Here is a 12,124-nt window from a genome sequence, read left to right on the forward strand (position 1 = left end):
ATCGTCTCCCGTCTATTCGTCGCCGTAGCCGTGAGGGTGCGACTGATGCCATCCCCATGCTCCGCTAATAATATCCTCCAGTTGGGTACGCGCTGGACTCCAGCCCAACACCGAACGAGCCTTGTCAGAAGATGCAACCAATATCGCTGGATCGCCTGCGCGGCGAGGTTCTGTCACAACTGGAATCTCGAGCCCGGTGACCTTGCGTGCTGTCTCAATTACTTCTTTCACAGAGAAGCCCTGTCCGTTGCCCAGATTGAACACGTTGCTGTCATTGCCTTCGCGCAAATAATTTACTGCACGCACATGAGCATCCGCCAGATCACTTACGTGAATGTAATCCCGAACACATGTGCCGTCAGGTGTCGCATAGTCCTCACCAAACACAGCGATGTGTGGACGCTGTTTCAAGGCTGTCTGGAGCACCAATGGGATCAGATGACTTTCTGGTCGGTGATCTTCGCCGATCTTGCCGCTCTCATGCGCACCAGCCGCATTAAAATACCGTAAAGACACATATTTGATGCCTAAAACTTTATCAAACCACGACATCATGCGCTCCATCATCAGCTTTGTTTCACCATACACGTTGGTTGGCTCTGTACGGTCACCCTCTTCAATCGGCACCTTCTCCGGTTCGCCGTAGGTAGCCGCAGTAGAGGAAAATACAATTCGGCGCACTCCGGCATCTTTCATCGCCTCCAACAAGCTCAGCGTGCCAAATACATTGTTGTCGTAATATTTACCAGGATTTTGCATACTTTCTCCAACCAGCGAGTTGGCTGCAAAATGGATAACTGCATCGATACTATTTTCAGAGAACAGTTTGGACAGTAATTCTTTATCCCTCAAATCCCCTTCATACAACTTGCCCCCAAGCAACGCTGCTTTGTGCCCTGTTTGCAAATTATCCAGCACCACAACTTCTTCTCCCAGATTCAACAATTCTGCTACGGTATGTGAACCGATATATCCTGCTCCACCTGTTACTAAAATGGCCATGTTATTCGTCCTCCTTCAGTTCTTTAACTCCGTCTCCTGCCTTGCATACATAAAAGCTGGCTTCCAGCCCTGTGCGGGTCTGATAAGCTTCGCCGACTTCCTTCACAAAACGTTCCACATCGTCCTCATGAACCAACGAAACCGTACAACCTCCAAATCCAGCTCCTGTCATACGAGCACCCAACGTGCCAGGAATGCGTCGGGCTTCTTCAACCATGACGTCCAGCTCCGTGCAGCTGACCTCATACAAATCGCGTAATGAATCATGAGAAGCATTCATTAACTGACCAAAAGCTGCAAGTTCATTCGCCGCGAGAGCATCGACAGAGGCCAATACACGAGCGTTTTCCTCCACCACATGCTGTGCCCGCCGACGCACTGTTTCATCCGTGATGTGGTGCTGAAGCTCTCCGAAACGCGTCTCATCCAGCTGAGCGAGGTATTCCAGTGACGGCTCCTGCTGCTGCAAAATGGACAGTGCTTCGGCACATTGGCTACGACGCTCGTTATAGGCCGAGTCCACCAAACCGCGACGCTTATTTGTATTGCCGATCACCAACTTATAATCTCCCGTACGGAATGGAACTTTGCGGTAATCCAACGTATCGCACATCAGTAGAATTGCATGATCAGCTGCTCCGTTCGCTACAGCGAACTGGTCCATAATGCCGCAATTGACACCAACGTAATTGTTTTCTGCTCGCTGGGACAACAAAGCGATTTCGACCGTATCTGTTTTCTGTTTTTCAATAGTGAGGAACGCGTATCCTGTAACAACCTCAATGGAGGCTGAAGAGGATAATCCAGCACCGTTCGGTATTTCTCCGTGATAGAGCAGGTCATATCCCTTAGACGGATAAACTCCCTTATCAGCTAGCTCTACCAACACGCCCACCGGATAGTCCACCCACTCATCCGTTTTGTTTTTACCTATTTCTCCGCGGGAGATAGATACTTCATACGACAGGTTTGTCGAAGCAAAATGAATCTTATCATCATTACGCGCACGAAGGATCAGCGTCGTTCCAAATTCCAGCGCAGCCGGGAGTACATAACCACCATTATAGTCGATATGCTCTCCAATCAGATTGACACGTCCAGGTGCATGAAATATCCGCAGTTCATTGCTGCTTTCACCATATTTTTTAATAAAATGTTTCTTTAATTCAGTAGAGTTCATATCCGCATCCACCTCGTATACCGTTAGTAAAGGCCACCTGATTTCCCTGTAACATCTTAATCAGGTTGACATCTCTTATGATTTCAGTATAAATGAAAGCGTCACACAATGTAATGCATCCATGTGTTTAAGCTATGGATAAATGTGACTTGGATATGTACAATGTAAGTATACCGCATACGCTAAACTATTCACAAATGCAGGAAGGATGACCCTATTTTGCAAGCGCATTCATATAGTTATGCTGTCGCCTCTAATCCAGTGTTTTATGAAAATAGCCCACTGCATGTGCTTTTTGCAGGAGAGAGCCAAACCAAATCCGGTCATGCCGTAGGGCCGAAAATCTATGATTACTATCTGCTTCACTTTGTAGAATCGGGCAAAGGCATCTTCCGAACGGAACAGCACACATATCAGCTTGAAGTAAACGATTTTTTCCTTATCCATCCTGGTCAGCTGGTGAGCTATACCTCTGATGAAGAGGAACCGTGGCGTTATCGTTGGTCTGCGTTTACTGGACACCATACTGAGCAGGTGGTGCAGGAGGCAGGGCTGCGTGTTCACCAGCCTGTCTTCCATGCTTCCGATCAAAGTCCCATCCCCGGTTATTTGAAGCAAATGCAATTGGCCTTTTATAGCAGAAAATCTAGTTCTCATTTATCAGCCTTGGGCTATTTGTATCTGATTATGGGGGAAGCAGGCAATTACCTGAGCGACTGGACTGATCCGTCCGGGGCGGATTCGCAAATTCAACGTACAGTCAAGCAGATGGTGCAATATATGTCCACTCAGTACGCACATCCCGTTTCCATTGAGCAAATGTCTGAAGGACTTGGTTATAACCGTGCGTATTTGTCCCGGATTTTCAAAAAGGAAACGGGCATCTCCCCCGTCACCTATCTGCTTAAGCTAAGAATTGACAAATCACGTCAACTGCTGCGTGAGCGTCCTGAACTGTCGGTAGAGCAAGTGGCCGCTTCGGTCGGACTAACTGATGCCTTATATTTCTCACGTCAATTCAAGCGCTTCTGTGGCCAGTCTCCAACCGAGTACCGAAGCAAGGTTAAGCAGTATCCACAGTCGTAAAACAGACTTAAACAGCCCGCATCCTTCAAACGGATACGGGCTGTTAATTTATATTGTATAAGAGAACACGAAATTAGGCCGATGACTACAAATTAACTTTCGCCATTAGGCTGTGCCGCCGTCCTGTCAGTTCCCGGCATTCAGAATCGAATCAATCCGATCCAGTTCCTCCTGAGAAAAGTCCAGATTGGATAAGGTAGCAACATTTTCTTCAATTTGGCTTACACGGCTTGCCCCAATCAAGACAGAGGTCAGACGTTCGCCGCGCAGAGCCCAGGCCAGCGAGAATTGAGCCAAACTTTGCCCGCGTGCAGCAGCCATCTGATTCAGGGCGCGTACCTTGCGAAGTGTCTCTGGCGTCACATGGTTCTCATTCAGGAAAACCGATGTACTCGCTGCACGTGAATCCTCAGGAATTCCGTTCAAATATTTATTGGTCAGCAATCCCTGCGCCAGCGGGCAAAAGGCAATGCTGCCTACCCCGTTTTCGTCCAGTACATCTTGTAATCCATTTTCAATCCAGCGGTCAAGCAAGGAGTATTTCGGCTGATGAATCAGAAGCGGTGTTCCCAGTTCCTTCAGAATGCGAGCTGCTTCCGCTGTTTGCTCCGCACTATAATTGGACACACCCACATACAGCGCTTTGCCAGAACGTACGATATGATCCAGTGCTCCCATCGTTTCTTCCAGCGGCGTATCAGGATCAAATCGGTGAGAGTAGAATATATCGACATAGTCCAGCCCCATCCGCTTCAGGCTCTGATCCAGACTAGATATCATATACTTGCGAGATCCCCAGTCTCCATAAGGCCCTGCCCACATATTGTAGCCCGCTTTGGTGGAGATGACCAACTCATCCCGGTACGGTTTCATATCACTGGCTAAAACTTGTCCAAAAAATTCCTCAGCTGATCCCGCAGGAGGGCCATAGTTATTAGCTAAATCAAAATGCGTAATTCCCAGATCAAAGGAGCGGGTAATCATGCTACGGCCATTCTCCGCGTTGTTAATCCCGCCAAAATTGTGCCACAAGCCCAGCGAAATAGCGGGCAGTTTTAGACCTGATCTCCCTGTACGGTTATATTTCATACTTTCATAACGATCTTCGCCAGCTAAATAAACCATGCTATCCCAGCCTCTCTCGAAACATTGTAATGTCCATCACAACATCATCATAGCGCTTTTATCCAGGCGTTGACAAGAAAACGATTACAAACCTAATTGATGAGCAAGTTTTTCCATAACTTTACCGATTGGATCAGTGATTAAAAGATCCGCCTTATGATCATACGAGGTCGGATCTGTATTCAACAGCACCGTATGTTTACCACGAAAATAAGTAATCAAGCCCGCAGCGGGATGTACTGTCAGCGACGTTCCTCCAATTAACAGCAGATCAGCCTGCGAAATAGCCTGAACGGATTGAATAATGGTATCCTGATTCAGCTCCTCCTCGTATAAAACGACATTCGGTTTAATAATTCCTCCATCTATCGGACATTTGGGTACAACCTCAGAGCTGTTCATCACTTCATCTAGACTGTAAAAGCGTCCGCATTCCATACAGTGGTTCCGATGCACTGAGCCGTGAAGTTCCAATACATTCACACTGCCGGCAGCCTGATGTAAACCGTCAATATTTTGGGTCACAACCGCTTTTAGACGGCCTTGTTTTTCCAATGACGCGAGGAAATGATGACAACCGTTCGGCTCCGCATCGGGATGCAGCATTTTGCTGCGATAGAAGTCGAAGAACACCTCAGGATGCTTCACAAAAAATGAACGGCTCAGCATAACCTCAGGGGAATAAGGCAATTTCTCCTCACTTTGATACAGGCCTGCTGCCGAACGAAAATCCGGAATACCGCTTTCCGTCGATGTGCCTGCTCCGCCGAAAAAAACAACATTCTGCGATTGCTGTATCCATTCCGCCAACGTATTAACTTTCATACCCTACGCACCTCCAGTTCTTCATATCTACGAACAACCTTATCCGCATCCAGTAAATGACCAGAACGTTCTGCTTCTGGCGCAAATCCAATAGCGAGCCGCACTCCGGCACGTTTGCCCATCTGCATGTCCCCATTACTGTCTCCGATGACTACCACGTCCGCCGGCGACAATCCTAGTAATGCGCAGGCTTTTTCAGCCATTTCCGGGTCAGGCTTACCGTATGTAACCCTATCGTGTCCGATGACCTCGTCAAAATAGGATGTCAGCCCCATCCACTCCAAATGCTCCTGTGCAGCCTCTGTACTGTCAGAGGTCACAACCGCTAGTTTCAGCCCGGCATGGCGGCTTTGCTCAAGCAACGTCCGCAACCCTGGAAACACCTTCGCTGCCCGATGTCGCCGAATATCAGCCATCGCCGTTTTATTAAAGTCGCGGACAAGCCGCACAGCCTCATTCCACGGTACACCAGCAGTATAAAGCTGCCAAGCCAGTACCCCTGTACTTTCGTCCACCGTCCCCATGGCCAGCGGGCCAGAAGGATCGTAACCGATCACACGCCCCTCCTGATCGTGAACAGTACCTAGAACGGTACCTTTTTCCACCGTAAAACCGGCACCCGCCACGGCAAGATGCTGCTCCATCATATCCAGTATAGAACGAGCCCAGGGGCCCCACAACTGAATAAAATCCAGCAACGTTCCATCTTTATCCAATAGAATACCACGGCATGGGTACCGCTCCCCCTGCACGATCAGCTCAGACATGCAGCATACCTCCTTTACTGATTCTTAGGAGCCACATCCACACTTTCTTTCATCCAGTCCTGTAAAGCCGTTACCGTCTGATTCCATTGCTCGACAGCGCTAATTTTTGCAGGATTATCCCCTTTTTGGGCACCATAACTGCCGAATTGAGCATGATTACCCCCTTCGACTGTAAAATACAGCGTGTTGGCTGGTAAATAAGTTCTACCACTTTGGACATTTTCCATCTGGACGACTCCATCATCACTTCCCAGTAGAGAAATAACAGGCAGATTTTTATCCTTTAAATTTCCTTTGTTATCCGGGTAGGAGGCAAGGAAAAATACACCTTTGACCTGATCAGGATGCGCAGCTGCATATCGAGCCGCCATCACTCCACCTAACGAATGACCTCCAATAACAAACGCTTCTTTCGGATATGCCTTTAGCACTTCATTCGCTAGATCCGGGGAGATCAATGCAAGGTTGAGTGGCATTTTTGCAATAATCACATGATGACCCTTTTCCGCCAGACGGCGTGCCAAAGGCGCATAGCTTTCGGGCTTCACCAACGCCCCTGGATACAAAATGACTCCAGCTCCGCTTCTTTTTACAGGCTCAAAACTAACCCAATGTTCTTGTTCATTTACTTTCACAGCATCCGCTACTTCGGCTAATGCAGCCGCCGCCGTCTCGTCAGGCTGATAAGGCGTAAATACCTTCCATGCTCCCCACCCTGCTATCAGTGCAATAATAATCAGGATGCCTAAGAGAACTTTCCATATTCTCCGAGGACCACGTGTCCCATATGAATTGTATGATCTTCTTGTTCTTCTTCTCATTGTAAAAGTCCCTTTCGCCTTTCGTACCTCGTAATTCGTAATTTGAATATAAAATGTGCCGCTGTATTCTCAGCGTAACTATAGCCTTGTTAGGGTAACATCGTTGCACACACAGGGTCAAATCAGCATACATTTCCAGGTATTAGCCCGTCTTTGTCCGGTGTTCAAGCTTTCGCCACACAATAAGGTTATGATAACGCTTACTATTGTGAATAAAATCACAATGATAAAGTCCAGAGTATCGTACCTTGTTCCTTGTAAAGAATTATTTTTTAAATAGTTTATTCGGCAGAAGCCGCTCGGAGGGAAACACATGACGACAAGCCATGATGTACAAGGGGAAAGCTTCTTTCTCAATTTGCGATTTCTGTTGATCATATGCGTATTTGCAGGAAATGCTCTGGAGCCTCTAGTCGGTTCATTTCATATTGCTCAACAATGGTTCAGCTGGATATTCATGTTTCATATGCCATTGTTTGTACTCGTTACAGGCTACTTTGCCCAAACATCTTTGACCGGATCTGCAGGCCGAAAAGTTCTGCTTCAGATCGGTATGCAATATCTTATTTTTCAATCGCTCTATTCGATCTTGGATGTTGCGCTCTTCCACGTTCCCCATATCCATCATTCGTTCTTTGCTCCTTATTTGCTACTCTGGTTCCTTGCCAGCCATATCTGTTGGAGACTGCTAATGCTGTCTTTTCAGAAAATACCACCTGTCCTCCAATTGGGTATATCCGTGCTGCTCGGTATCCTCGTCGGGTATCTCCCTGTGGATGGTATATGGCTGAGCGTATGCAGAACCTTTGTTTATTTGCCTTACTTTGTAGCAGGTTATCATTTGAATTATGCGGACGTTCGGCGGTTCTTCACAGCTCCAGTCCGCATAATCGCTGGCTTTATATCTCTTCTGCTTATGGTACTGGCGGGAACGTCGTATTTCGACATCCCGGCAGGCTGGCTGTATGGCAATATGACTTACGGTGAATTGGGCCATACCGAATGGTACGCAGGAATTTACCGCATCGGCATTTATGGAGTTCAATGGATAGCATCCATGGCGTTCCTAAGCTTTGTTCCAGCTGTCACAGGACGTATAACCGAGATGGGAAGACGGACACTATATGTCTTTTTACTGCATGGCTTGATCGTCCGTACCGTCGTTGCGAAGGGAGTCTACGAATATATAGACACTCCAGTGGAAGTCATGTTGATTGTAGTGTGTGCTGCTGGTCTGTGCTGTATGTTGACCATGCCTTGGGTTCGAACTGCAACACGACCTCTGATTGAGCCACAGGTAGAGTGGATGCTAAAGCCAGCTCCTTATCCCTTTAGACGGTCCGCGTAATTTTTTTATCCATTTTTTATTTAACATTGAACACGCCACAACCCACTTACAGATCAACATGTAAGCGAGTCTACCCCCTCTTTACTCCACTTGGAGCCTGTTTCATACAGGCGTGACGTGGTAAGTAAAGGATGCGCGCAACAAAAAACAACTTTTTTATTAAGGAGTGATTTGTAATGGCACGTAATCAAAATCAGGGGAAAATGAGTCGCGAAGAGGCAGGTCGTATGGGTGGAGAAGCTACTTCCAAGAAGCACAATAAGGAATTTTATCAGGAGATTGGTAAAAAAGGCGGGGAAGCAACCGCAAACTCTCACGATAAAGAATTTTATCAGGAAATCGGCAAAAAGGGTGGCGATGCTACAGCTGAGTCGCACGACAAAAATTTCTATAGAGACATCGGTCGTAAAGGTGGCAGAAATTAAGGTGTAATGTCCTCTTCCGCCCTCCTTTAACATATAAACAAGCTGAGCCCATCTGCTTTATTGCGGTATGGGCTCTTTCATATTTTCCCTGATACACAAACCTATCAGTATAGATATTTCTAATAGATTCAAATTAAAACCTCTTCTAAATGCAATATATAGAGAAATAAAACTGCTCATGTCTATATATTGTTGATTACAGAACACTTCTTGTATTTTTTCAATATCTTCATATATGTAGAAAAAAGCTCACATCTATGATAGACTCTTTAGAAAACATCTGCGCTATCACGGCGTCCATTGAACGCCATACTATTTTTATACTTTGGGGGGAAACCAGCATCATGACAGCTAAGACGAAAATGCGTTCCGATATGATTAAAAAAGGCTTTGATCGCGCTCCTCACCGCAGCTTGCTGCGCGCAGCGGGTGTCAAGGAAGAAGATTTTGACAAACCGTTTATTGCGGTATGTAACTCGTATATTGATATCGTACCGGGCCACGTCCATTTGCAGGAGTTTGGCAAAATTGTCAAGCAAGCCATTCGTGACGCAGGCGGTGTACCTTTTGAGTTTAACACCATTGGTGTAGATGACGGCATTGCCATGGGCCACATCGGTATGCGTTATTCTCTGCCCAGTCGCGAAATTATAGCTGACTCTCTAGAAACTGTCGTGTCCGCTCACTGGTTTGACGGCATGGTTTGTATTCCTAACTGTGATAAAATTACCCCTGGCATGATGATGGGCGCATTGCGCGTTAACATTCCAACTATTTTCGTCAGCGGCGGTCCTATGAAAGCTGGTAAAGACAAGAACGGACGCTCTATTTCCCTGACCTCCGTCTTCGAAGGCGTAGGTGCATATCAGGCTGGTAAAATCGACGATCAAAGCTTGCTTGAATTAGAACAATATGGCTGTCCGACATGTGGCTCCTGTTCAGGGATGTTCACAGCGAATTCCATGAACTGTCTCGCAGAAGCAATGGGTCTGGCTATGCCGGGTAACGGCACCATTCTCGCAGTAGCAGAAGAACGTAAAGAATTCGTTAAACAATCTGCACGCCAATTGATGGAATTGATTAAGCTGGATCTTAAACCACGTGATATCGTGACTAAAGAAGCTATTGATAATGCATTTGCATTGGATATGGCAATGGGCGGTTCCACAAATACAGTATTGCATACATTGGCACTTGCCCATGAAGCAGAAGTTGACTACCCTATCGAACGTATTAATGAAGTCGCAAACCGCGTACCTCATTTGTCCAAATTGGCACCTGCTTCCGACTATCATATTGAGGATGTTCATAATGCAGGCGGCGTAAGCGCAGTACTGAATGAATTGTTGAAGAAACCGGGCGCACTACATGGAGACTGTATAACTGTAACCGGAAAAACCATTCGTGAAAACGTAGAGGGTCAGGAAATTCTGGATACTAACGTCATCCACAAACTGGACAACCCTTATTCCGAACGTGGCGGTCTGGCTGTATTATTCGGTAATCTGGCACCACAAGGCTCCATCATTAAAGTCGGTGCAGTTGATCCTTCGGTTGGTGGTTATCACAAAGGTCCTGCTATCTGCTTTGATTCACAGGAAGATGCACTGGCAGGTATCGCCAACGGTAAAATTAATGAAGGACACGTGGTTGTTATCCGTTATGAAGGTCCAAAAGGCGGACCTGGTATGCCTGAAATGCTCGCTCCAACTTCACAAATCGTGGGTATGGGGCTTGGTGCTAAGGTTGGCCTGATTACAGACGGGCGCTTCTCAGGTGCTTCCCGTGGTATCTCCATCGGTCATATTTCCCCCGAAGCTGCAGAAGGCGGACCTATCGCTTTTGTTGAGGACGGCGATATCATCGAGCTGGACTTGAACAATCGTAAGATTGAGCTCCAGATTACGGACGAAGAATTTGAACGTCGTCGCGCCAACTGGAAAGGCTTTGAGCCGAAGGTGAAAACGGGTTACCTGGCGCGTTATTCCAAGCTGGTGACGAACGCAAGTAACGGCGGAATTATGAAAATCTAAATGCTTTGCTAAGATAGGACTACTTTATGAACGGCTAAAAAGCCTCTCGATCCCTAACAAAGGATCGAGAGGCTTTTTTATTAGGTCGTCAGGGTTAGCCTATTCAGTCAGCTCGCTGTTGAGTGCATGGACATCATCTCTCTGAGCTGTTTGCTCAAGAGCTTCGTTTGAGCGGTGTGAGTCTCCCTGATGAAAACGTTCAAACAAGGTATCCAGTGGCATCACAATTATTTTCGGTACCATTACATCTTTTTTTTCACTCAATTTCTCTAAGCCCGAAGGATGGATAACACGAAATAACAGCTTAAGATATACAGTGGACACATGCTTAAACAATCCTTTGGGAAGCTCTCGAATTTGAAATCCCAACTTCTCTGGTCCCCGATGAATCATACTTACTGCATAGATCGCCTTTACACCTTTCATTTCAGAATCATGTACAATGCGTTGGGTCAGATCAGGAAGTTGTTTTTTTACAATCCGAATTAATTGAATAGCTAGATGTACCATCGACTTTGCCGTCGAACCCAATTGGAACAACTTTTTATTATCAAAATGAAGTTCGATTACCGGGTCCCCTTTTTTTAGCCACCTGCTGTTCTCCATATTTACATTTGGCCCATGATAGATACGGCGACGATAATAAAAGATCGTATCCTCCTGACTTACGGGACGAAGACGAAACAAAACATGAAATAGACGCTCATACTGAAGCCATCCAAATACCAGCGTTCTTTTATACCAACCCGTACTGGACATCTCGGAGGCAGTAGGTTGATTGACAGACTGACGGCAAAACAATGTATCCACCCGCACGCTGCGTAATTGTCGTTCTTGGGCGACCCTCAGTAGCTTCTCCAGTGCGATTAGCATATTCTGTGGCGCTTCCGCGTCTGCCCCCAATGTCGTACCACAGTCATGGAGCAGCATTACCTCGCCACCCCTTAGCTTTTTAAGCATACTCTCTGCCAATTGTTTCGCTCCAATGCTTGCCTTCCAGTCCCCGAACATGGAAGACCATAATACGATTCGACGACCATTGGTGTTGGAAATATCAAAGAAGTTCACTATCCCCCAAGGTGGGCGATAAAAGGTCGTTCCCTCGCCAGTTACTCGACGAATGACTGACTCTGTCTGGGCAATTTGTCTTCTAACAGTAACAGGCCGCATAAGCCAATTCGATTTGTGCACATAATTATGAATACCGATTAGATGACCTTCATCATGCATGCGTTTCAGAAGCTCAGGGTGTTTTTCTGCATTTATCCCAACAACAAAAAAAGTAGCTTTGGCATCAAAACGCTTCAGTAAATCAAGCAGCTGCGATGTATACACTGGATCAGGGCCATCATCAAAGGTGAGCGCATATTCTTGTTCACTTTTGCCGCGCCTGAACACCCGGAAACCAAATATACGACTAACCAGCGCCGGAATAAAAGCATAAAAAGTTGAAATGTAAAACATCCATAACAGCAAAGTCTGCACGTTTTATCCCCACTTTTCTATTCTGAA

At 46.5% G+C, this 12,124-nt stretch carries 11 protein-coding genes; 4 read left to right on the plus strand and 7 right to left on the minus strand.

The genetic code is table 11. The features are described from left to right. Nucleotides 1–12 precede the first annotated feature (12 nt). Nucleotides 13–1,002 (minus strand): UDP-glucose 4-epimerase GalE, encoded by a 990-nt coding sequence (gene galE / locus MKY35_RS19425; RefSeq protein WP_029515709.1) that lies wholly within the window; start codon nt 1,000–1,002, stop codon nt 13–15. Nucleotide 1,003: 1 nt separating this feature from the next. Beyond that, entirely contained in the window at nt 1,004–2,182 is a 1,179-nt protein-coding gene (locus MKY35_RS19430; RefSeq protein ID WP_341071153.1) for a galactokinase, read from the minus strand. A gap of 219 nt (nt 2,183–2,401) precedes the next feature. Here MKY35_RS19430 and MKY35_RS19435 point away from each other — a divergent pair, with 219 nt between their 5' ends. Next, a complete protein-coding gene (locus MKY35_RS19435; protein WP_342444591.1) occupies nt 2,402–3,268 on the plus strand; it encodes an AraC family transcriptional regulator in 867 nt (288 codons plus the stop codon). A 126-nt stretch (nt 3,269–3,394) separates the two neighbouring features. Here the strand turns inward: MKY35_RS19435 and mgrA are convergent, their stop codons facing one another. From mgrA to MKY35_RS19455, 4 genes are all read right to left on the minus strand, one after another. Beyond that, complete coding sequence (mgrA, locus tag MKY35_RS19440; protein ID WP_039272878.1) at nt 3,395–4,393, minus strand: L-glyceraldehyde 3-phosphate reductase; 999 nt, start codon at nt 4,391–4,393, stop codon at nt 3,395–3,397. 84 nt (nt 4,394–4,477) lie between these two features. Further along, nucleotides 4,478–5,218 carry an NAD-dependent protein deacylase gene (locus MKY35_RS19445; protein WP_342444592.1) on the minus strand — a complete coding sequence of 247 codons (741 nt, stop codon included), beginning with the start codon at nt 5,216–5,218 and terminating at the stop codon, nt 4,478–4,480. Continuing rightward, nucleotides 5,215–5,985: an HAD family hydrolase gene (locus MKY35_RS19450; protein WP_342444593.1), complete on the minus strand. Its 771-nt coding sequence runs from the start codon at nt 5,983–5,985 to the stop codon at nt 5,215–5,217. The genes MKY35_RS19445 and MKY35_RS19450 overlap by 4 nt, the downstream gene beginning before the upstream one ends. A 14-nt stretch (nt 5,986–5,999) precedes the next feature. Continuing rightward, nucleotides 6,000–6,806 carry an alpha/beta fold hydrolase gene (locus MKY35_RS19455; protein WP_342444594.1) on the minus strand — a complete coding sequence of 269 codons (807 nt, stop codon included), beginning with the start codon at nt 6,804–6,806 and terminating at the stop codon, nt 6,000–6,002. A 313-nt stretch (nt 6,807–7,119) separates the two neighbouring features. Between MKY35_RS19455 and MKY35_RS19460 the strand changes: the two genes are divergently transcribed. The 3 genes from MKY35_RS19460 to ilvD all read left to right on the plus strand — a co-directional run bounded on the left by MKY35_RS19460 (nt 7,120) and on the right by ilvD (nt 10,612). After that, nucleotides 7,120–8,154, plus strand: coding sequence for an acyltransferase family protein (locus tag MKY35_RS19460; RefSeq protein ID WP_039272871.1), 1,035 nt, complete (start codon nt 7,120–7,122; stop codon nt 8,152–8,154). A 176-nt stretch (nt 8,155–8,330) separates the two neighbouring features. Then, nucleotides 8,331–8,579, plus strand: a complete 249-nt coding sequence (locus MKY35_RS19465) for a general stress protein (RefSeq protein ID WP_023989894.1) — start codon at nt 8,331–8,333, stop codon at nt 8,577–8,579. A gap of 344 nt (nt 8,580–8,923) precedes the next feature. Further along, nucleotides 8,924–10,612, plus strand: coding sequence for a dihydroxy-acid dehydratase (ilvD, locus tag MKY35_RS19470; RefSeq protein WP_039272868.1), 1,689 nt, complete (start codon nt 8,924–8,926; stop codon nt 10,610–10,612). A 99-nt stretch (nt 10,613–10,711) separates the two neighbouring features. On the opposite strand, the gene MKY35_RS19475 is transcribed toward ilvD, so the two are convergent. Next, on the minus strand, nt 10,712–12,097 hold the full coding sequence (locus tag MKY35_RS19475; RefSeq protein ID WP_342444595.1) for a polysaccharide deacetylase family protein: 1,386 nt from the start codon (nt 12,095–12,097) through the stop codon (nt 10,712–10,714). Nucleotides 12,098–12,124 lie beyond the last annotated feature (27 nt).

The sequence above is a fragment of the Paenibacillus sp. FSL L8-0638 genome, assembly GCF_038593075.1.
In the GTDB taxonomy this organism is placed as follows: domain Bacteria; phylum Bacillota; class Bacilli; order Paenibacillales; family Paenibacillaceae; genus Paenibacillus; species Paenibacillus polymyxa_D.